The 21206-nt window shown below is 41.7% G+C and carries 21 protein-coding genes; 2 read left to right on the top strand and 19 right to left on the bottom strand.

Annotation, left to right across the window (positions count from 1 at the left end; all coding sequences use genetic code 11):
* From QZZ35_RS03445 to QZZ35_RS03425, 5 genes are all read right to left on the bottom strand, one after another.
* The coding region (locus QZZ35_RS03445) for a peptidase U32 family protein (protein WP_291236173.1) at positions 1-1689 on the bottom strand (1689 nt) is incomplete at its 3' end.
* Positions 1690-1763: 74 nt separating this feature from the next.
* Complete coding sequence (gene zapA, locus QZZ35_RS03440) at positions 1764-2168, bottom strand: cell division protein ZapA (RefSeq protein WP_291234264.1); 405 nt, start codon at positions 2166-2168, stop codon at positions 1764-1766.
* 79 nt (positions 2169-2247) lie between these two features.
* The gene (gene ruvB / locus QZZ35_RS03435) at positions 2248-3252 is read right to left on the bottom strand and encodes a Holliday junction branch migration DNA helicase RuvB (RefSeq protein WP_291234265.1); all 1005 of its coding nucleotides are present in this window, start codon (positions 3250-3252) and stop codon (positions 2248-2250) included.
* Between the two features lie 12 nt (positions 3253-3264).
* Positions 3265-3873, bottom strand: a complete 609-nt coding sequence (ruvA, locus tag QZZ35_RS03430; protein WP_291236172.1) for a Holliday junction branch migration protein RuvA — start codon at positions 3871-3873, stop codon at positions 3265-3267.
* A 1-nt stretch (position 3874) separates the two neighbouring features.
* The gene (locus QZZ35_RS03425) at positions 3875-4756 is read right to left on the bottom strand and encodes a putative ABC transporter permease (RefSeq protein WP_291236171.1); all 882 of its coding nucleotides are present in this window, start codon (positions 4754-4756) and stop codon (positions 3875-3877) included.
* A 129-nt stretch (positions 4757-4885) separates the two neighbouring features.
* Between QZZ35_RS03425 and QZZ35_RS03420 the strand changes: the two genes are divergently transcribed.
* Entirely contained in the window at positions 4886-5893 is a 1008-nt protein-coding gene (locus QZZ35_RS03420) for a ribonuclease H-like domain-containing protein (protein WP_291236170.1), read from the top strand.
* Here the strand turns inward: QZZ35_RS03420 and QZZ35_RS03415 are convergent.
* The 11 genes from QZZ35_RS03415 to QZZ35_RS03365 form a co-directional block, all read right to left on the bottom strand.
* Positions 5876-6652 carry a hypothetical protein gene (locus QZZ35_RS03415; RefSeq protein ID WP_291236169.1) on the bottom strand — a complete coding sequence of 259 codons (777 nt, stop codon included), beginning with the start codon at positions 6650-6652 and terminating at the stop codon, positions 5876-5878. The two genes, QZZ35_RS03420 and QZZ35_RS03415, sit on opposite strands and share 18 nt — an antisense overlap.
* A gap of 247 nt (positions 6653-6899) precedes the next feature.
* A complete protein-coding gene (locus tag QZZ35_RS03410; RefSeq protein WP_291236168.1) occupies positions 6900-8819 on the bottom strand; it encodes a bifunctional 4-hydroxy-3-methylbut-2-enyl diphosphate reductase/30S ribosomal protein S1 in 1920 nt (639 codons plus the stop codon).
* A gap of 8 nt (positions 8820-8827) precedes the next feature.
* Entirely contained in the window at positions 8828-9505 is a 678-nt protein-coding gene (gene cmk, locus QZZ35_RS03405; protein ID WP_291236167.1) for a (d)CMP kinase, read from the bottom strand.
* Complete coding sequence (locus tag QZZ35_RS03400) at positions 9495-10745, bottom strand: NAD(P)/FAD-dependent oxidoreductase (RefSeq protein ID WP_291236166.1); 1251 nt, start codon at positions 10743-10745, stop codon at positions 9495-9497. The genes cmk and QZZ35_RS03400 overlap by 11 nt, the downstream gene beginning before the upstream one ends.
* Before the next feature lie 172 nt (positions 10746-10917).
* The gene (locus QZZ35_RS03395; RefSeq protein ID WP_291236165.1) at positions 10918-12096 is read right to left on the bottom strand and encodes an acetyl-CoA C-acetyltransferase; all 1179 of its coding nucleotides are present in this window, start codon (positions 12094-12096) and stop codon (positions 10918-10920) included.
* 344 nt (positions 12097-12440) lie between these two features.
* Positions 12441-13853 carry an oxaloacetate decarboxylase subunit alpha gene (locus QZZ35_RS03390; RefSeq protein WP_291236164.1) on the bottom strand — a complete coding sequence of 471 codons (1413 nt, stop codon included), beginning with the start codon at positions 13851-13853 and terminating at the stop codon, positions 12441-12443.
* Between the two features lie 31 nt (positions 13854-13884).
* Positions 13885-15036 carry a sodium ion-translocating decarboxylase subunit beta gene (locus tag QZZ35_RS03385; RefSeq protein WP_291236163.1) on the bottom strand — a complete coding sequence of 384 codons (1152 nt, stop codon included), beginning with the start codon at positions 15034-15036 and terminating at the stop codon, positions 13885-13887.
* A gap of 18 nt (positions 15037-15054) precedes the next feature.
* Entirely contained in the window at positions 15055-15426 is a 372-nt protein-coding gene (locus tag QZZ35_RS03380; protein WP_291236162.1) for a biotin/lipoyl-containing protein, read from the bottom strand.
* 19 nt (positions 15427-15445) lie between these two features.
* Entirely contained in the window at positions 15446-15829 is a 384-nt protein-coding gene (locus tag QZZ35_RS03375; protein ID WP_291236161.1) for an OadG family protein, read from the bottom strand.
* Positions 15830-15844: 15 nt separating this feature from the next.
* Positions 15845-17278 (bottom strand): acyl-CoA carboxylase subunit beta, encoded by a 1434-nt coding sequence (locus tag QZZ35_RS03370; RefSeq protein ID WP_291236160.1) that lies wholly within the window; start codon positions 17276-17278, stop codon positions 15845-15847.
* 63 nt (positions 17279-17341) lie between these two features.
* Positions 17342-18514, bottom strand: a complete 1173-nt coding sequence (locus tag QZZ35_RS03365; protein ID WP_291236159.1) for a D-alanyl-D-alanine carboxypeptidase family protein — start codon at positions 18512-18514, stop codon at positions 17342-17344.
* 128 nt (positions 18515-18642) lie between these two features.
* On the opposite strand from QZZ35_RS03365, the gene QZZ35_RS03360 reads away from it, so the two are divergent.
* The gene (locus QZZ35_RS03360) at positions 18643-19437 is read left to right on the top strand and encodes an HAD family hydrolase (RefSeq protein ID WP_291236158.1); all 795 of its coding nucleotides are present in this window, start codon (positions 18643-18645) and stop codon (positions 19435-19437) included.
* 48 nt (positions 19438-19485) lie between these two features.
* Here QZZ35_RS03360 and QZZ35_RS03355 read toward each other — a convergent pair whose 3' ends face one another.
* From QZZ35_RS03355 to QZZ35_RS03345, 3 genes are all read right to left on the bottom strand, one after another.
* Positions 19486-19896 carry a hypothetical protein gene (locus QZZ35_RS03355; protein WP_291236157.1) on the bottom strand — a complete coding sequence of 137 codons (411 nt, stop codon included), beginning with the start codon at positions 19894-19896 and terminating at the stop codon, positions 19486-19488.
* A gap of 129 nt (positions 19897-20025) precedes the next feature.
* On the bottom strand, positions 20026-20646 hold the full coding sequence (locus QZZ35_RS03350; RefSeq protein ID WP_291236156.1) for a hypothetical protein: 621 nt from the start codon (positions 20644-20646) through the stop codon (positions 20026-20028).
* A gap of 83 nt (positions 20647-20729) precedes the next feature.
* On the bottom strand, positions 20730-21206 hold a 477-nt coding region (locus QZZ35_RS03345; protein ID WP_291236155.1), incomplete at its 5' end, for a hypothetical protein.

Below are 21206 nucleotides of genomic sequence, written 5' to 3'. Positions count from 1 at the left end.
AAAGTCTTCTCTGACAGCTTCGTGCAGCTCCATGTAGACCCGTTTGACTTCCGGAAAACCGGATAATATTTTACTGCGGCTCATAAGAGCGTTGCCGGTAATCATAACATAAAGCGGCGGTATATCTTCCACCGGATCCGACGGTGACGCACAACTTTTTACCGGACAGACCGGCTTATCTTCATATTTTCTGAAAAACTGTTCCAGAAAACGCTTTTCCAGACGTGAAAGAGCCTCTCTGCGCAGTTCATTTAACTGGCTGTTCGGAATATAACAGAGGCCGTCGGTCTCCACATGAAAATCGTCAAATACAAAAGGTGTGTTCCCGGTCTTTAGCATCGGCTTTTTCAGCTGTTCCTCCGTCATCGGCTGATTTTTGGCAGCTTCTGCCCCGGGTCCTTTTAGTTCTATAGAGATGTTATTCCACTGAAGCCTCAGAATAACAGGCATATCTTTCATAACTCTTAAGAAACCTGAAATTTTTTCTTTCAGTTCTTTTCCGATATATTCCTTTTCAAGTGATTCGATCAAAGAAGCATTGCGTACTCTGTAAAGAGATGTTCCCGGACTTATTTTCACATTTTTCGGCGGTTTAAGAGTCGATTTAATTTCATGCTTAGAAGATATGGTCCACTGGGAAAGGACGCTACCGTCTTTTCTGCGCACCTCCACAACATCTCCCGGATTTAAGGTGGTCGATGCCTGAAGGCTGCCTTTTTTATCTGTTTTTCCGGCTGGAACACCCAGATGATTCGGCCGTTCTGTAAAAATCATGTGCTCACTGTTATATTGATGAAAATAACCGCCGGAAAAGCCGCCCCGGTTATATAAATCCATAAGCCGTTCCACATCTTTCGGGTCAATATGAAACTTTTCTCTTCCATAAGTCAGATATTGATCTGTATAGTGCCGGTAGAGCCATGCGGTGAGTGCCGCATATTCCGGTTTTTTCATGCGGCCTTCAATCTTAAAAGAATTCACGCCACAGTCGGCCAGATCCGGAATATCATTCAATGTGCATATATCTTTCGGGCTGAGAAGATAGCTGTTTTGCTTATAGCCTTCCGCCTGATAAGGAAGACGGCAGGGCTGGGCACAGCGGCCCCGGTTTCCGCTTCGTCCTCCAATAAAACTGCTCATCAGGCACTGCCCGGAATAACAGTAACAGAGAGCCCCCTGAACGAACACTTCCATCTCCATAGAGGTAGTGCTGCGTATATTTTGAAGTTCTTCAAGAGAAAGCTCTCTGGATAAAACAATACGTTCCAGTCCCTGTTTTTCCAGCCATCGGGTCATGCTATTTCCGGTGATCGTCATCTGAGTGCTTGCATGGATGGGAAGCCCGGGAAACCTGTCCTTTAACATGGAAAGAAGTCCTGTATCCTGGACAAGAATAGCGTCCAGCCCCTGTTCATAGTAAGGTTTCAAAAAACGACAGGCCTCCTCTTCTAATTCTTTTTCCTTAAAAAGCGTATTCATTGTCAAATAGATTTTTTTGTGATGCAGGTGGGCATAATCGATGGCCCGCTTCAATTCTTCCTCGTCCGGATTATTTGCAAAAGCACGGGCTCCAAAACGGCTGCCTCCCATATAAACAGCATCGGCACCGGCATAAAAGGCCGCTTTCATGCTGTCGATCGATCCTGCCGGTGCCAGTATCTCTATTTCCTGTTTTTGATTTGAAATCATGATTGTCTCTCCTGTTTCAACCTTTGAAAAACCAGAAAGACGGGAAATTCAATATTTCCCGTCTGACAGTCCCCTTATTGTTCCTGATAAGATTTCGCTTCCAGTTTTACGATCTGTTTCTGTAATTCATTGATTTCGTTTTTAAGTTCCTCGATTGTCTGTTCGGCTTCCTCTAAATGAATCTGGGAGCTGATCAGTTCATGTTTCAGATCGTATTCAATCTTATCTTTTTCTTCAATATCTGTTTCAAGCAGTTCAATCTGCCTTTTTGCCTTATAATAATCATCTGCCATATTTAATTCCAGCAGTGTCTTCTGCATATCAACGCTTAATCGCCGATAATTCGAAATCTGATCCATCTCATCCATCTTATTATTTATGTATAAGGCAATTTTCTGCAAATATTCTTCACTTTCATAGCCACTCAGCGTATAAACTTTTCCGCCGATCACAACTTGTATATCTTTTTTGGCAGCCATTATGTTCCCTCCAGTCTAAAACTGCTGTTTTTATTATAATCTGTCTTCTGTGCAAAAACAAGACTAAATATTTTCTCTGTCAACACTTTTCGTCAAAAGGAATTCCAAGATGACGGTAGGCAGCCGGAGTGACGATACGTCCCCTTGGAGTTCTTTGAAGGAACCCATTCTGTAAAAGGTAAGGTTCATAGACATCTTCAAGTGTACCCGAATCTTCTCCGATCGAAGCTGCCAGTGTGTCCAGTCCTACGGGACCGCCTCCGAATTTTTCAATCATCGTCCAGAGAACATTCCGGTCCACCGCATCCAGACCATATCGGTCCACATCCAGTATATCCAGAACTTCTCTGGCAATACTTTCTGTCACCTTGCCGTCATATTTTACCTGGGCATAATCCCGCACACGTTTTAACAGACGATTGGCAAGTCGAGGTGTTCCCCTTGAACGGCGGGCAAGCTCCATGGCACCCGCACTGTCCATCTCCATATGTAAGACAGAAGCCGAACGGAGAATGATCTCTTTCAGATCTTCCGGAGAATAAAATTCCAGACGTTCGATCACACCGAACCGGTCACGAAGAGGTGCGGAAAGCATGCCGGCCCGGGTCGTTGCACCGATCAGGGTGAACTGGGGAAGATCCAGACGGATGGAACGGGCCGTAGCCCCTTTACCGATCATAATATCAATGGCAAAATCTTCCATAGCCGGATAAAGTACTTCTTCTACCTGACGATTCAGCCGGTGAATCTCATCAATGAATAAAATATCACCCTGATTGAGTCCATTTAATATGGCGGCAATCTCACCGGGACGTTCAATGGCAGGACCGGATGTGATCTTCATATGAACGCCCATCTCTTTTGCGATAATTCCGGCGAGGGTCGTCTTTCCAAGACCGGGAGGGCCATAAAAAAGAACATGATCCAATGCCTCGTCTCTCTGTTTTGCAGCCTGAATATAAATCTCAAGCACATCCTTGATTTTTTGCTGCCCGATATAATCTTTTAATCGTTCCGGACGGAGACGGTTATCCGTTTTTATATCTTCTTCTATAAATTCTGTTGTAATAATTCTTTTATTCATTCTACATTGCCCCTAAAATGTCAGCATCTTTTTTAACGCAAGCTTCAATATGGTCTCGCTGTCCATATCCGGTGTCAGTGTGATCTTCTTGAGTGCCGCAAAGGCCTCACTTTCTGAATAGCCGAGAGATACGAGTGCCATAACAGCCTCTTTGCCCGCATCCTGATCATAATCAGAGCCATTCAGATCTGCCGGGATATCATCCTCAAAAACATCTTCGATCTTCATCTTGTCTTTTAGTTCAATGATTAGTTTCTGCGCCGTCTTCGGACCGATACCCGGCGATTTGGAAATGGTTTTTGAATCGCCGGAAAGGACTGCGAGACGGAACTGATTTGGTGCGATGGTCGATAAAATACCGAGTGCGCCCTTCGGACCGATGCCGCTGACACCGATCAGCATCTTAAAAATCTCAAGATCATCCCGTGTTAAAAATCCATAGAGTGCAAGCTGATCTTCACGCACATACATGAACGTATGTATTTTTACTATATTTCCGATGGGAGGCAGCTCATTTAAAACTGACTCGGGTGTATAAATTAAATAGCCGATCCCCTGATTGTCAACAATCACATGATCACTGCCTTTTTCCACAAGATTTCCACGAACAAACCCAATCATGTTACATATCCTTTCTGAGTTTATCTAAACGTTTTTTTACATCATCCAATACCTTTTCATAGCGTACCGATTTAAAGTTCGGATAAGATTTCATGTGATGCAAAAAGGTATGACGGTGTTTCAATCGGTTTTCCTCATAACGGTCAACCAGATATTCCAGTTTTTCTTCAAGTTCCATGCGATACTCATGAATCGTACCTGTCAAAGGCAGATTCCCAAGATGTTCTCTGCGTTCCTCCCACTGCTCTTTCAATCGGGCCAGCATGCGTGCCGGAGGCATGTCTTCAGACAGGAAGTCAATATTATGTACCTCCGCAAACTGGCGGATATCGGAACGTATCGTTTCCATCTTTTCCAGTGTTTTTTTGATGTCCCATGTTGCAAGAACCGTGTGAACAACATCGGATGAAAATACGAATACAAAAAGTGTACCTAAAATATTGCCGATATTTCTTGGAATTTTTTCAATCAACATTAAAACAGCAGGATGAAGGAATTTAACCATCCCTACCGAAAAAAAGCCCCATAAAAGGGATGCTTTCAAACATATTCTTCCCTGGATATTAAATTTTTCTTTGCTGTAATCCCACCATGTGGCTGCAAATAATTTTTCCATGATCCAGGAAGTGAAAAATTCAAGAATTGAAGCCAGAATCATACCGCCTGTAAAGACAGCAAGCAAATGCTCCTGTGCAGGATACAAGAGCAGATATACGCTGAGTGCGCCGCATCCGTAAATCGGTATGTAGGGGCCGAGCAAAAAACCGCGATTGATCCATTTTTTTGCTTTGATTGAACAAAAACAGCTCTCCCATATCCATCCGGCCATACAGTAAATAATAAAAAACCATAAAATATGATAAAAGTCTGTATAAAATGTCATGGTTTCGTGCCTCCGAGTTTTTATTCTACTATACACGATTTTGTTTAAAAAATCAATTTACGAACCCCTTTTTTTCAGTTTATAATTAGAGCGTCAGAAAACATTATAATTTAATTAAGGAGTTTATCCATGAAAATAAATCACTATATATCATCGCTTACTGTACCTGAAGCTATCGACGGGCAAATGATTTTGCTGGATGTTGAAACGACGGGGCTTTCGCCGGAGATGTCTGCTCTTTTTATGATCGGCTGCGGATGGTTTGAAGATCAAAAGCTCCATATGATCCAGTGGCTTGCGGATTCACTGGAACTTTTTGGGGAGCAGGATATTCTGAAAGGTTTTTCACAATGGCTTTTCGATTTTGTAGATTTCGAAAGTTCTCCGGTTCTTATAACCTATAACGGTACAAAATTTGACCTGCCTTTTTTAAGCAGCCGTTATGAACAGTGTGGTCTTTTAAATCCCTTGTCTGCCTTGCAAATTGATCACTGTGACCTTTATAGAAAATATCTGCCTCTGAAAAAAATATGGCCGGTTCCGAATATGAAGCTGAAAACATTGAGCCAATGGATGGGATATAAATTCCCGGCTGCACCGGAAGGCCGTAAGCTTATAAGAACTTATCACGACTATATAAAAACAAAAGACCCAGATATGCTGAATCTTTTGTTTTTACACAATATAAATGATATTGAATCGCTTATGCTTCTTCTGCCGATGCAAGGCTGGCTGAATTTCTTTCACGGTGATTATGAAATCGCAGAAACACTCTGCACAGAACAGCATAAGATCCGGTTTAAGCTGAAATCCTTTTCGCCTCTTAAAAGCTCTTTTGAGTGGGAAGCTTATGATATAAAGCTTAGCGCAGCAGGCCGCTTTGTAAGTCTCCTCGTTCCGGTATATGAAAGGGGACTACGCTACTATTATACGGATTACAGGAATTATGTTTATCTTCCGGCAGAAGATTATGCACTTCCAAAGTCCATGGCAAAATATATGGATCCCAGCTATCAGGAAAAGGCCTGTAAAGAAAACTGTTATACATGGTTTCTGCCCGATGCCCGATTTATGCAGGATAAGGAAAAGCAGAGAGAATATATCCAGATGCTCTTTCGATTATTTGGATTTCTTTGACAGAAAGTTTTTTAAAAAGGATTCCGGATTTAATTTTTCTTTGACATCCTCTGTCACGGCTTCTAATTCCTTTTCTGCTTCTACATCACTGTCATATGCGGTCTCGCAGCGCATACGTCTGTCTTTCAGCTGTTTCAGAATTTTTTTCCGATGTCCGATTTTACGCATCTGGACAAGAAAACTTTCATAGTCTTCGTGAAAGATCCATGGAAGTGAGGAACAGATTTTTTCGTAAAGACGGGCCATGGCCTGACCGCTCCCTTTTCCGCTCAGATTGATATTGCAGCTTTTAAAATCTGTATCAAAAAGAATCATTGCACCCTCGGAAGCATTCTCTTCTTTATGTGTGGTTGTCTGAAAACATCCAACAATCTGATTATTTGAAAAAACACGGGCCCCGAGGCTTCCTTTGACCGGAAGCAAAAGATAGTTTTCGGTCATGACAGCTTTACCCGGCAAGGAAAATAGAACATGCTCGCAAAGTTCATCAAGAAATTCTTCTTCCTCTTCCGGCTCAAGATTTTTAAAAATATGTTTTTCAAAATAAAAGGCCCGAAGAATTTCATAAATGCCGTAAAGTGCGATGACACCGCAGGCGATCAATCCGCATATGTAGGCTGTTTTTGAGGCGGGATCATATTCCTGAATCATCTCCAGAACAATGGACTGAATGATTCCGGTTCCTGTCAGCAAGACGAATGTTCCCAGAACAAGATGTGAAAAATAATTCTTAAGTTTCAGAAGTTTAAATGTATCCATTAACGCATCACTTTCCTATCCAAGAACAAAGTGTGCTTCGCACACTATCGCGTTTAAAAATCAACCACATGCGAAGCACACTTTGCCGCGCCGAGCGATACCGCTATGCGGTAAATACCTCTTAAGCGAGTGCGCATCCCTAGTGGAACGTTATTATTGTATAGGAAAGTTTTTCGAACTTTCCTATACAATAATAAAAGATGCAGGAACATACATATGTATATTCCTGCATCTATATGTCCGATGATTATTCTTCTGTGTTTTCTTCTTTAGCAGGCATCTCCATAGCTTTGATGCTGAGGCTGATCTTTCTGTCTTCCTCGTTGAAATCTACAACTTTAGCTGTGATTGTTTCGCCAACTTTAAGAACATCTGCCGGTTTTTCAACATGTTCTCTGGAAATCTGAGAAACATGAAGTAATGCGTCTACGCCTGGTTCAAGTTCAACAAATGCACCGAAGTCTGTCATTCTTGCAACTTTACCTTCAACAACATTACCTACAGCATATTTTTCAGCTGCTGTTAACCATGGATTCTGATCAGCAAATTTAAGGCTGAGTGCGATCTTTTCACCCTGGATATCTTTGATAAGTACAGTGATGTCATCACCAACTTTTAATAACTTCTTAGGGTTTTCAACACGTCCCCAGGACATTTCGGAGATGTGGAGAAGTCCGTCAGCACCGCCGAGATCGATGAATGCACCGAAATCTGTAACGTTCTTTACTTTACCTTCAACAACATCACCAACGTTGATGCGTTCAAATAATTCTTTCTGTTTCTGAGCTTTTTCAGCTAAGAGAAGCTGTTTTCTGTCACCGATAATACGACGTTTTCTAGGATTGAATTCAGTGATCACAAAGCTGATCTCCTGACCTTCGTATTTTGCAAGATTCTTTTCATAAGTATCGGATACAAGGCTTGCCGGAATAAATACTCTTGCTTCTTCAACAACAACGCTTAAACCACCGTCAAGTACGTTAACAACTTTTGCTGTAAGCACTTCTTTGTTGTTATAAGCATCTTCAAGTCTCTTGTTTCCTTTTTCAGCAAGAAGTCTCTTGTATGTTAATAATACCTGGCCTTCGCCGTCATTAACTTTTAAAACTTTTGCCTGCATTGTGTCGCCTACATTGACTACTGTGGTAAGATCAAGGTTTGCTGTGTTCGAATATTCGTTACGTGTGATAATTCCGTCTGCTTTGTAACCTATATTAAGGATGATTTCATCTTCTTTAACGTCGATAACAGTACCCTCAACGACCTCCCCATTTCTAATTGTCTTTAAAGACGCTTCCAATAATTGTTCAAAACTCATCTCTGACATAGCAGTATGAACCTCCTCGATAATATTATTTGGGGTTGACGCCCCGGCTGTAATACCTACATTCCTTATAGATTCAAAAGCAGTTAAATCTAAATCAACAAGTGTCTGTATATAGTAAGTATTTTCGCATTCTTTTTTACTGATTTCGTATAGCTTCTGGGTGTTCGAACTGTTTTTATCACCAATAACGATCATTGCATCCGCTTTTGATGCAATGGTTCTGGCTTCTTCCTGACGAACAGCCGTAGCATTACAAATCGAGTTTATACAGTTTATATCATAACCCTTTTTGCAAAGAATTTCAACTAATTCTTTAAATTTAATGTAATTAAATGTCGTTTGTGATATTATGCACAATTTTTTATCATTCTGCTGTGAAAAACTGACAGCCTCATCAACTGTATGAATGACGGTCGACGGTGTCAGGCACCATCCCTGAATGCCCTGGACCTCCGGATGCTCCGGATTTCCGATAATGATAATATCCCGTCCTTCTTTTCCCTGCTCTTCCACTATGTTGTGGATCCTCTTTACAAAGGGACATGTGGCATCGACGATGTGAAAGCCTTTGGCTTCGATCGTCTCACAGGTATGACGTGAGACTCCGTGAGAACGGATAATAACGGTTCCCTTTACAAGATGGTCCAGCTCGTCCAGAGAATGGATGACTTTTACGCCTTTTTCCTCCAGATCTTTGACAACTTCATCATTGTGAATGATCGGTCCGTAGGTATAGACCGGTTCAATACCTTCTTTTTCCTTTGTCTGCTCATAGACCATATCGACGGCCCTTCGCACTCCGGGACAAAAGCCTGCACTTTTTGCAAGTATAATTTCCATGTAACAATTTATCCTTTCAATTTCAATGATTCCTGAAATGCATCGACGATCCGGTCCATAACTTCCGGAATGGTCAGTTTTGAACTGTCAATAACAACGGCATCTTTTGCCTGTTTTAAAGGTGCAATGCTCCGGTTCATGTCCTGAGTATCACGGGTACGGATATCTTCTTTGATCTTTTCCATATCCGCATCCTGCCCTTTTTCGATCAGTTCCAGATAACGGCGTTTGGCCCGTTCTTCTACGCTGGCCGTCAGATAAACTTTAACATCTGCATCCGGAAGCACAAAGGTGCCGATATCCCGGCCGTCCATAATGACATCATTCTCCTTTGCCAGATCTCTCTGAAGTTGAAGCAGTTTCTCACGGACCTTTGGATTTGAGGCACTTCTTGAAGCCATATTGCCGACAGCTTCATCTCGGAGGAAAGCTGTAACGTTCTCACCGTTTAAGAGGATCTGCTGTTCCCCGTCGGAGTAAACAATACGTATGGTCATACTCTCCAGAACATTTTCGATACCTTCTTCGTCCTCGGGTTCGATACCGCTGCGGATCAGCGAAAATGCGATTGCCCGATACATGGCACCTGTATCTACATATAAAAAACCAAGATTTCGTGCTGCCGCCCGTGCTATTGTACTTTTCCCGGCACCTGCCGGACCATCAATGGCAATATTAAAGCTCATTTTCAATAACCTCCAACATATTTTTCGCTGCCAGCCAACCTGTTGACCATGCAATCTGTAAATTAAAGCCTCCGGTCAATGCATCCACATCGATAACTTCACCGGCAAAATATAAATTTTTTACAAGTTTTGATTCCATCGTTTTCGGATTGATCTCCTTAACTTTGATTCCGCCTCCGGTCACGATCGATTCATTAAATCCCCGAAATCCCCGAATATGTATATCGAGATGTTTCAGAAGATATCCAAATCGTGCCCGTTCTTCTCTGGATATGAGATTCACCTGCTTAAATGGATCGATTCCGGACAGCCGGATAGCTACCGGAATAAGTTTATTTGGAAGCAATCCGTTCAGACAGTTACGGAACTGTTTATTTTTATTGGCATCAAATATCCGAAGAAGCCGGTCATCCACCTGTTCCGCCGTGAGAGCCGGTTTAAGATCAATAGAAAATATAAGATCTTTATAATCTTTAAGCTTTCCGCAGAAAGCACTGGCACTCAGAACAAGAGGTCCGCTTATTCCAAAATGGGTAAAGAGCATCTCACCGAAATCTTCATAAATCTTTTTTTTGCCCTTTCTGACAACAACAGATACATTTCTTAAAGACAATCCCATTAATTCACGGCACCAGTCCTCTTCGGTCTCCATAGGCACCAGAGAAGGTCTTGGAAGTACTGTAGTGTGTCCAACCGCTTCAGCCATTCGATAACCGTCTTCTGTTGCACCTGTGGAAGGATAGGCACATCCTCCGCAGGCAATAAGTACAGCATCTGCATACTCTTGTTGTCCTCTGACATCTTCAACACCGATACAGCGTCCGTCTTCGACGAGAAGTCTTTTTGCTCTTCGGTTCAATTCAATTTTTACTCCAAGATGTCTGAGCTTATTCTCCAGAACCCGGATGACATCCGATGATTTGTCTGATGCAGGAAAAACCCGGTTTCCCCGTTCAGTCTTCACTTCGAGACCTTCAGACTCAAAAAATTTCATGACATCCTGACTGTTATATTGATAAAAAGCACTGTATAGAAATTTACTGTTGGTCATAACATTCCGAAACAGGTCTTCCGTCTCACAATTATTCGTAAGATTACAGCGGCCTTTTCCTGTTATGAACAGCTTTTTACCCAATTTTTCATTTTTCTCCCAGATGGATACGTCCATCCCTCCGGATGCAGCGATGATGGCACTGTACATTCCCGCAGCACCGCCGCCAATTATAATGCATTTTTTCATATGAATTCCTCGCAGTAAAATATGCTACGCTCTATCATACCACAAAATTAAAAAAAAGAAAACCTGAGGGATTCTGCCTTTTTCACAAAATACCGCAGGTTGCATTGTAATAATTGACGAAGATACATAAACAGGGTCAAAAGCATAAGCTTTTGACCCTTTATTATCATAATTATCTCTTGATGATGAGAGTCTGACCCTGGCCACCACCGATACACAGTGTTGCTAAACCTGTCTTGGAATCTCTCTTGATCATTTCGTGGATTAATGTTACAAGGATTCTTGCACCGGAATCACCGATTGGATGTCCTAATGCAATAGCACCACCGTTAACATTAACTTTATCCATATCAAACTTAAGATCTCTTGCTACAGCGAGAGACTGAGCTGCGAAAGCTTCGTTTGCTTCAACTAAGTCGATATCTTCGATTGTCATACCAGCTTTTGCTAAAGCTTTTGTACAGGAAGCGATCGGTCCAACACCCATGATACTTGGGTCAACACCGCCTGTAGCGTATGCTACAACTTCACATAACCAGTTTAATCCGAGTTCCTGAGCTTTATCTTTGGACATAACAACTAATGCTGCAGCACCATCATTGATACCGGAAGCGTTAGCAGCTGTTACTGTACCGCCTTTTTTGAATGCTGGTTTTAATTTAGCCATTTTTTCGATGGAAGCACCGAATTTTGGATATTCGTCTGTATCAAAGATTACAGGATCGCCTTTTTTCTGTGGAATTTCAACAGGAACGATTTCTTCTTTGAATTTACCTGCTTTGATTGCAGCTTCAGCTTTCTGCTGGCTTGCTACTGCAAATGCATCCTGTTCTTCTCTTGTAATTCCCCACTGTTCTGCTACGTTTTCTGCTGTGATACCCATATGATACTGATTGAAAGCATCCCAGAGACCATCATTAACCATAGCATCGATCATAGTGGAGTTGTTCATTCTTGCTCCCCATCTTGCGGATGGAAGAACATATGGAGCAAGGCTCATATTCTCTGTACCACCTGCTACGATGATATCAGCATCGCCTGCTTTGATTGCCTGAGCTGCCATAGCAACTGTCTTAAGACCGGAACCACATACGATATTGATTGTAACTGCTGTTGTTTCAACAGGAAGACCTGCTTTGATGGATACCTGACGTGCTACGTTCTGTCCAAGACCAGCCTGTAATACGTTACCATAAACAACTTCTTCTACCATCTCAGGAGCAATACCTGCTCTTTTGATTGCTTCTTTAACTGTGATAGCTCCTAAATCTGCTGCGGATACAGATTTTAAAGATCCTCCAAAAGATCCAATAGGTGTTCTACATGCGCTTACGATTACTACTTCTTTCATAACGTCCTTCTCCTTTTAGTTGGTAAATTTACTTTTTTCGTACCACATTCTGACTGGTCAGAAAAGTGATATTTGATAACTTTTTGGAATCAAATAATAACATTTAGTGTTAATATTTTAACCGTTATCCCTCTTATGTTTTATTATGACATAGTTATCAAAAACTGTAAAGTACTATTTGCCTTTTCGTCATATTACACAATTTTATTTTTGGATTTATGTTCAATTTTATTTGTGCGCAAATTATTTGCAAACTCCATTTAAACTTTTTGTTAATTAATTATCGTATGAACAGCAAAAAAAGAGCTGATTCCATGGGGACCAGCTCTTTTTTCTCTATTATTCTATACCGGATAAACTTTATTTTGCATATCCGCTTTATCTTCATCAAAACCACTCTTCTGTGCCTGACGATATTTAAAAAACTCTGTGGCAACCTGAGGGAATAAAGCATAAGACAAGACATCTTCATCCTGACATTTGTATGCTGCCATCTCTTTTTCGAGTGTCTGAAGTTCATTCGGGATCAGATCCGCCGGACGGCAGGTGATCGGTGTTTCATCACCGATGGCCTTTTTCTGTACTTCCGGATTAAAAGGTTTGACTGTCTGACCATATTCGCCTTTTAAAAGGGCTTTGCTTTCCTTTGTGATCATTTTATAGCGTTCACCCATAAGTACATTGAGTACCGCCTGTGTTCCGACGATCTGGCTGGATGGTGTAACAAGCGGCGGTTCTCCAAAGTCTTTGCGGACTCTCGGAATTTCTTCCAGAACTTCATAGTACTTATCTTCCGCATGGGCTTCTTTTAACTGGGATACCAGATTTGAAAGCATGCCTCCCGGAACCTGATACAATAAAGTTTTGATATTGACACCGAGTACCTTTGGGTTCAGAAGTCCGCTCTCAATGGATGTTTCACGGATCGGACGGAAATATTCAGAAATCTCAGAAAGGATTTTCTGATCCAGTCCGGTATCGTAAGGCGTACCCTTGAAAGTTTCCACCATAACCTCTGTGGCCGGCTGACTTGTGCCGAGAGCCAGCGGAGACATGGCTGTATCAATAACATCACATCCGGCTTCAACAGCTTTTAAATAGGTCATAGATGCCACACCGCTTGTATAGTGGGTGTGGAGCTGAATCGGCAGGGATGTGGATTCTTTCAGTGCGGTCACAAGCTCAGTGGCAGCATATGGAACGAGAAGTCCGGCCATATCCTTGATACAGATGGAATCCGCTCCCATATCTTCAATCCGCTTTGCGATATCTTTCCAGTAATCCAGTGTGTAGGCATCGCCCAGTGTATAGGAAAGTGCCACCTGGGCATGTCCCCCCTCTTTTACTGTGGCCTTTACAGATGTTTCCAGATTTCGAAGGTCGTTTAACGCATCAAAAATTCGAATGATATCGATACCGTTCGCAATAGATTTCTGTACAAAATATTCAACTACATCATCCGCATAATGGCGGTAACCGAGAATATTCTGGCCTCTGAAAAGCATCTGAAGTTTTGTATGTTTAAATCCGTCTCTTAATTTTCTCAGACGTTCCCACGGATCTTCTTTTAAAAACCGAAGGCAGGCATCAAATGTGGCACCGCCCCAGCATTCAACGGAATGGTATCCGACCTGATCCATTTTTTCTATGATCGGCAGCATCTGTTCTGTTGTCATTCGGGTGGCAATCAGTGACTGATGTGCGTCTCTCAATACGGTTTCTGTAATTTTCACCGGTTTTTTCACTTGTTCTGACATATCTTTTACCTCCTCATATCGGTCTTTATCATCAACCCACACCAAATATTGCCATGAAGACACCGGCAGCAACAGCTGTTCCGATAACTCCGGCCACATTTGGACCCATAGCATGCATCAAAAGGAAATTCGTAGGGTCTTCTTCCGCACCGACTTTCTGAGATACTCTGGCTGCCATTGGGACCGCAGATACACCTGCCGAACCAATGAGCGGATTGATCTTTCCTCCGGTGATTTTACATAAGAGTTTTCCAAAAAGTACACCGGATGCTGTACCTACAGCAAAAGCGATCAGTCCGAGAGCAACGATTTTCAGTGTCTGAAAATTCAGGAAGGCTTCCGCACTTGTTGTTGCGCCGACACTGGTTCCGAGAATAATAACGACAATGTACATCAGTGCGTTGGAAGCTGTCTCTGTAAGCTGTTTGACCACACCGGATTCTCTGAAAAGATTTCCGAGCATCAACATGCCGACAAGAGGTGCCGTTGTCGGAAGAATAAGGACAACAACGATCGTTACAACGATTGGAAAAAGAATCTTTTCCAGTTTAGAGACCGGACGCAGCTGTTCCATCTTGATGGAACGTTCTTCTTTGGTTGTCAGTAAACGCATGATCGGCGGCTGGATAATAGGAACGAGAGACATATAGGAATAGGCCGCAACAGCGATCGGTCCCATTAAATCTCCCTGTCCGAGCATGCCGGCAAGGAAAATGGACGTTGGTCCGTCAGCGCCTCCGATAATGGAGATGGCTGCGGCTGCTTTATCATTAAATCCCAACAGGATTGCAGAAAGGTAGGCGAAAAAAATACCAAACTGAGCTGCAGCACCCAGCAGAAAACTGATCGGATTGGCGATCAGCGGTCCGAAATCCGTCATAGCTCCCACGCCAAGGAAAATGAGTGACGGCAGTATAGCCCATTCATCCAGTAAGTAAAAATAATGCAGTAATCCGCCGATGCCGTTGGCTGTCGTTTCCGGCGAAGCCATAATATCAGGAAACAGATTCACCAGCAGCATTCCGAAAGAGATCGGAACCAGAAGTAAAGGTTCATATCCTTTTCGAATGGCAAGATAGAGGAAAAAACAGGCGACAAAAATCATCAGGTAATTTCCCCATGTCAGATTAAAGAAGGCTGTCTGATGAATGAGATTATCCATCGTTTCAACAATATAATCCATCAAATCTCCTCCCTGTCATCAGGACTGCTTTAATGATGCCAGTACATCTCCGGCTTCAACAACACTTCCCGCAGATACCTGTACACTGGCAACAGTTCCATCTTCCGGTGCAACAATTTCGTTCTCCATCTTCATAGCTTCAAGTACCATAAGCACGTCCCCGCGTTTCACATTCTGACCCTGAGACACTTTCACATCAAGTATCTTTCCCGGCATCGGAGCTTTTACAGGTGTTCCTCCGACAGCAGCTCCGGTATTTACGGTCCGGACAGGTGCCGGATTTGCGGATGGCGCCGGAGCGGCAGTTTCTTTTTTCACACCGTTTTGTGTATTTTCTTCCACGGTCACTTCATAAACTTTTCCATTGACTGTAATTGTATAATTTTTCATCTTACTTTGAATCCTCCCCTTAGGCATTTTTCCAGCGGTCAGCTGTTTTCTTTCTGCGGATCGAGCGAACAACAAAAGAATCCGCAGGGACATCTTCATAGGCCGCGATCGCAGCTGCTATGACAGCAACAAGTTCAAGGTCATCACATAGCTCTTCCTCTTCTGCCGCAGGAAGGGCAGGTTCCGGTTTTTCTTCCTTTGCAGGAACTTTGTTCTGCATTTTTCCGATAAAACTAAAACCGTAAATGATGATGGAAATGAGAACAAGAACAAAAAAAACGGTTCCCATACCCATAAGTGTATTCATTGCGGCATTTTGCATGATACTTCCCGTATCCTGTCCGCAGGCAGTACAGCTGATGATGACCATTACCATTAATAAAGCAGAAAGCACCTTTTTCATATATCTGTCACCCCGCTAACTGTTTCTTCTCTTTCCTGCAAGCATGTCAAATGCGGAAATCATATATTTGCGTGTGGCTGCAGGGTGAATGATATGGTCCACATATCCTCTGGAAGCTGCTGAGTCCGGACTGTTCTGAAGGGCATTGTAAGCTTCTGATTGTTCACGTATAAAAGCATCCGGGGTGTCTGAGGCTTTGATCTCTTCGGCATATATGATCTTTACGGCAGCATCCCCATCCATCATACCAATATGGCTGTCTGCCCATGCATAGGTCAGATCCGAGCCAATGTGACGGCTTCCCATACATAAATAGCCGCTGCCAAAAGCCTTTCCGATGATGAGCGATACTTTTGGAACAGATGCAGACGCATAAGCCCGTGTCAGGTCTGCAAGTGCCGGAGCCAGATATTTTTCTTCATCCACTGTCGCTTTATATCCGTCTACATTTACAAGTGTAAGAACCGGAATGGCAAAGGCATTGCAAAACCGGATAAATTTTTCAGCTTTACGCATACCATCCGATGAAAGTGCCGGTGACATCTTTTCTGCCGCATGCCCCTCTTCATCCAGGATTTCTTCTCTGTTTGCTATAGCCCCGACGGTGTTCCCGTTTAAAATCATGAAACCTGTGACCATATTTTTTGCAAAATCCGGTTTTACCTCAATAAACTCATGCTGATCGGAAATATCTTTTAAAATATAAAGGGTATCCCGTGTGTTTTCAAGTGCAGGATTCTCGCGATTGAGATCATCCGCTGTTTCACGCATATTTTCTGCCCCTTCCATATGATTGGACGGCAAAACAGAAAGCAATTCTCTGATTTTTAAAAGAACATCCATATCATCTTCACCGACACCGTCAATTTCTCCGGTTACTTCTGAACGATAGTCGGCACAGGAAGTATCAAGTTTATCTTTGTGATTGTCTTTAAGCGCATTCGGCGTATTTACAAAAATCTCGCTTTTGTCTTTAACCGCAAAAGAAAAGTCTGCCAGAGCAGGAAGGATGGCCATGCCTCCGCCGCATCTGCCAAAAATACCTGTAATCTGAGGTATGACTCCGGATGCCTGTACCATTTTCTGATAAAGCATGCCAAGTGCATCCAGTGCATCCGTTCTTTCCTGAAGGCGCATGCCAGCACTGTCGATCATGCTCACAACAGGAGCACCCATCTTCAGAGCCATATCATAGATACGGGCAATCTTTTTTGCGTGCATCTCACCGACAGAACCGCCTAAAACGTCTCTGTCCTGACTGTAGGCATAAACAAGTACACCATTGACCGTACCATAACCGGTAACGACACCGTCCGCAGGTGTTTTTTGGTCTGCCATATTAAAATCTGTGTTTCTTGCCTGAATCATGGCACCAATCTCGACAAAGCTCTGTTCGTCAAAAAGTGCGGCAATCCGTTCTCTGGCAGACAGTTGTGTATTCTTATTCATCTGCATTCCTCCGTAATCCCATTATTCTCAACAATTATATGTCAGATTTTGATGTTTTTCAAGCTATAAGCCGATCCATTCGGTAAATATTTTCTTCACAGCAAACAAAAAGGTCTTTTTTTCAACTGTTTCTTCTGTATAAATTTTACAGTTTTTTACAATATCGTCACCGATTTTAAAATTTACTTGTCCGACAAGTGTATGTTTTTCCACAGGCGCCTTGCATGATAACAGGTACATACTGGAAATCTGTATTTCTTCGGTATCGCCCATAAGTATTTTTTCCGGTATATCCTCCACCATGAGCAAAACGGTGTCCTTCACACCGCCTTCAACCTTTATTTCTCCCATTTTTATATTTTTTATGCTGGTCTCTTTTCGATGAAAATGTTCCAGCCCGTAATTCATCAGATTTCTGGTGTCCGTCCATTTTAAATTTTTGTCCGGAGGCCAGCCGCTGCCGAGAACAACAGAAATAAATCTTCTTCCATCATCTTCTAATGCACCGACAAAACAATATCCCGCATCACCGGTAAAACCTGTTTTAATTCCGAAAGCTCCCGGCATCATACTGAGAAAGGCATTTTTATTAGAGACTTCATAATGGCGTGTGTCATCCGTATTTGAGAAGGAATGGTATTCGGTTCCGATGATTTTTACAAAGTCGGTGTTTTTGATGGCTTCGGACGCTATTTTTGCCAGTTCGGCGGCGGTTGTCGCATGGCCCGGTGCATCCAGACCGTTTGGTGTAACAAAACATGTACGTTCACAGCCCATCTTTCGGGCACGCCCATTCATCATCTCTGCGAAACTTTCCACACTTCCTCCTACATGTTCCGCAATGGCCACAGCCACATCATTATCCGATTCCAGCATCAGCGCATAAAGAAGATCTTCCATCCTGAAAACATCACCGGCCACAGCATTAAGTTTAACATCCGGCATACTTGCAGCGTATTCCGAAATCGACACATTTTCATTTAAATCGCAATTTTCCAGAGCAACAAGGCAGGTCATGATTTTTGTCGTACTCGCCATAGCCATCGATTCATCTTCATTCTTCCCCCATAAAATACGCCCCGTATCTCCATCTGCAAGAACTGCAGCCCTCGCGTTTATTTTTGAATAAAGAGTATCATCCTCCGGTATGTTTTCACCCAGGACCCAAAGTGTACCTGCTGCAAATACGATCCAGGATAATATTAAAGTCATTGAAACACGAACAAGACGTTCCATTGATCATCCTCCATTCATAGGCTCTTTTCAATCTATTTTCCAGAAATAACTTTTATGCTTATTCTTGACGTATTCTCTTTGCTTCGCTATAATCCATAAATACGGCATAAATGTGAAAGGAGTCTGTTATGATAAAATTGATTGTGTCCGACATTGACGGAACACTTGTACCTGAAGGAACAAATGATGTTAACCCGGAAATTTTTCCGCTGATCCGTTCATTGAGAGCCAGAGGTGTTTATTTTGCGGTTGCCAGCGGACGTCATAAATGCAGCATCGAAAAACTTTTTGCTCCGATCAGGGATGATATTATTTATATTACAAGCAATGGTGCCTATACAGGAACTTACAGCAAAACACGTGCGGAATTTCCTCTTTCTGAAGATATCTACACATCCCTTTTTCAGGATTTTGATACAGCTATCGGTTACCCTTATTTTGCGGAGACTGCAAACGGAGCCTATACTTCCTGTCCGGATCCGGAGTTTTCACGTCTTCTGACAGAAGATTACGGCTATGACATTCAATTTCGTCCATCCCTTCTCGATTTACCGGAGAAGATTATAAAATTGTCTCTCTATCATCCTGAAAATGCCCAGAATATTGATGAAAAATGGCTTAAAAAATGGAATAAGATCTGCAGATGTGCTGTATCCGGAACCCATTGGATCGATTTTATGGCAACGGATGTCAATAAAGGAAATGCACTTTTCCGGCTTCAGGAAATTCTTAACGTAACGATACATGAAACGCTGGCTTTTGGAGATCAAGCCAATGACATTGAGATGCTCAAACAGGCCTATTTCAGTTTTGCTATGGGCAATGCTAATTGTACAGTGAAAAATGCAGCCCGCTTTACCTGTGATTCCTGTTATAATGATGGCGTTTTAAAAACAATTCGCGGATTTTTTCCTCATGATTGATAAAAGAACACCCTGCCCCTCTATTTTTGGGGACAGGGTGTTCTTTTCCTATTCAATTCGAATATCAACATCAGAAACTGTTATATAAACAACCATATCTTCTCCAGAAGAATTTTGCAAATTATTTACCCCTATTTTGAACCAAGCACCTTTTTCTACACTCATCTTTACAGGCATTCCTGGAGTAATATAGGTTGACTCATAAGCATTTTCTTCTTTTACTTCTATCGGTTTCAATACAATTTCGCCATCTCCCATACCTTCTCCTACATACAATGTAATAGTGTTGCCTTTTGGACTTATTTCTTCATCTGAATAAATAAAGGCTTCTGTACCGCTTGCTGGTATAGTAATGCTAATATTATATTTTCTTCCTCTATTGCAACAAAATATTATAGTTATCATTGCGAATAACAGAACTATTACAACAATAATTAGCTGAACCTTTTTATTTTTCATATACTTCCCCTCAAATACCGGTTTGTTGTTCCCAATTATACATCACTATCACTAAATATCTACCATTTTTCGAACAATTTTCTGAGCCTTTCCCTGATATAAAAAATATCATCGTGATAGATAACACCCTTATGGTTTACCACCTTGACAATTTGGACATTTTCTAATCTTTATATCACTTCCGTTTGCAAAGTACTTATGACCGCATTTTAGACACTCCATACTATAAAACCATTGATTATTGTCTGTTCCTTTGTGTTCGGTTTTTCCATTATTTCTTTGGCTATTCTTATTTACATAGCCAACATCGGTTGTTTTTTTATCTTTCATTTCATTATCAGGATTTTGGATTCGTGATACTTTAAGTTTATACTTTGAGTTACCCATATTTTTTTCAATATCACTGATAACTGCATCCGCATTTTCAGCTGGTACAGAAAAACTGACTTTTCCCTTTTCATGATCTATCACTATATCTGTACCTCCAACTTCTACTGCAATCTTTTTCATCTCAGCAGCTTTCTGTTGTACCTTAATATTTTTACGGATTAACATCGCTAACAGATAAATACACACGACCGCAATGATTGCCACAAAACCAATAGAAAGCTTTTTCCAATGGTTTAGTACAAATATTGCCATCACACCTACTATGAGGACATAAGCAACACATTCATGCTTATATCGGTTTTTATTTATTTGCCATTGTTTATAATGCTCATATGAACGTTCTCTTTCTTCTGGCGACATATCCTACCTCCACAGTTTTGGAATCCAGCTTTTCAATTTTTCAATTCTATTTGAAGACGCATAATTTCCTGAAAAATGAACATCTATATCACATGAAATATTAACATCTGATCTAATGTAGCATCTTCTATTAAACAAGGAATCCCGCCACGCACAGTTATCTCAAGATGATAAAAATACAGGCAACGATTAATATGTTGAATCAATAATTGTGATCTTCTTTTATAACCATAATGTTTAAGCAGCGTTCTAAGTTTCACTCTCACATAGTCTTTTCCTTTACCATGCAAAATCTGAATACGAATTTTTTTTAAAAATAAATCTAAGTTGCTAAAGTCACTCATATACTGTTCTGGCTCAGTGGTATTATCGAATGTCATCATATCCTGCCATACAGCAGGGAATTCCTGATCCAGTATTGGTTTCTCGTAAAAATACTGCAACCAGTAATAAACATCTAAAATGAATTTACGTTTATTATTTCTATATTCAGAAACAAGGAATTCTTTTTCACCATTCCAGATAGAATCAATCATCTCGTTTTCATCTCTGCATCCAAG

The sequence above is a fragment of the Frisingicoccus sp. genome, from assembly GCA_016298055.1.
Taxonomy (GTDB): Bacteria; Bacillota; Clostridia; order Lachnospirales; family Lachnospiraceae; genus Frisingicoccus.
Note: the sequence above shows the minus strand (reverse complement) of the source record. Positions and strands in the feature narration are given on the sequence as shown.

Coding starts and splice junctions, on each gene's coding strand:
- QZZ35_RS03420 (WP_291236170.1), top strand. CDS start 4,886: ATGAAAATAAATCACTATATATCATCGCTTACTGTACCTGAAGCTATC.
- zapA (WP_291234264.1), bottom strand. CDS start 2,168: ATGGCTGCCAAAAAAGATATACAAGTTGTGATCGGCGGAAAAGTTTAT.
- QZZ35_RS03400 (WP_291236166.1), bottom strand. CDS start 10,745: ATGAAAAAATGCATTATAATTGGCGGCGGTGCTGCGGGAATGTACAGT.
- QZZ35_RS03360 (WP_291236158.1), top strand. CDS start 18,643: ATGATAAAATTGATTGTGTCCGACATTGACGGAACACTTGTACCTGAA.
- ruvB (WP_291234265.1), bottom strand. CDS start 3,252: ATGAATAAAAGAATTATTACAACAGAATTTATAGAAGAAGATATAAAA.
- QZZ35_RS03350 (WP_291236156.1), bottom strand. CDS start 20,646: ATGTCGCCAGAAGAAAGAGAACGTTCATATGAGCATTATAAACAATGG.
- QZZ35_RS03375 (WP_291236161.1), bottom strand. CDS start 15,829: ATGAAAAAGGTGCTTTCTGCTTTATTAATGGTAATGGTCATCATCAGC.
- QZZ35_RS03370 (WP_291236160.1), bottom strand. CDS start 17,278: ATGAATAAGAATACACAACTGTCTGCCAGAGAACGGATTGCCGCACTT.
- QZZ35_RS03410 (WP_291236168.1), bottom strand. CDS start 8,819: ATGGAAATTATACTTGCAAAAAGTGCAGGCTTTTGTCCCGGAGTGCGA.
- ruvA (WP_291236172.1), bottom strand. CDS start 3,873: ATGATTGGGTTTGTTCGTGGAAATCTTGTGGAAAAAGGCAGTGATCAT.
- QZZ35_RS03390 (WP_291236164.1), bottom strand. CDS start 13,853: ATGTCAGAACAAGTGAAAAAACCGGTGAAAATTACAGAAACCGTATTG.
- QZZ35_RS03415 (WP_291236169.1), bottom strand. CDS start 6,652: ATGGATACATTTAAACTTCTGAAACTTAAGAATTATTTTTCACATCTT.
- QZZ35_RS03365 (WP_291236159.1), bottom strand. CDS start 18,514: ATGGAACGTCTTGTTCGTGTTTCAATGACTTTAATATTATCCTGGATC.
- QZZ35_RS03380 (WP_291236162.1), bottom strand. CDS start 15,426: ATGAAAAATTATACAATTACAGTCAATGGAAAAGTTTATGAAGTGACC.
- QZZ35_RS03395 (WP_291236165.1), bottom strand. CDS start 12,096: ATGAAAGAAGTAGTAATCGTAAGCGCATGTAGAACACCTATTGGATCT.
- QZZ35_RS03385 (WP_291236163.1), bottom strand. CDS start 15,036: ATGGATTATATTGTTGAAACGATGGATAATCTCATTCATCAGACAGCC.
- cmk (WP_291236167.1), bottom strand. CDS start 9,505: ATGAGCTTTAATATTGCCATTGATGGTCCGGCAGGTGCCGGGAAAAGT.
- QZZ35_RS03425 (WP_291236171.1), bottom strand. CDS start 4,756: ATGACATTTTATACAGACTTTTATCATATTTTATGGTTTTTTATTATT.
- QZZ35_RS03355 (WP_291236157.1), bottom strand. CDS start 19,896: ATGAAAAATAAAAAGGTTCAGCTAATTATTGTTGTAATAGTTCTGTTA.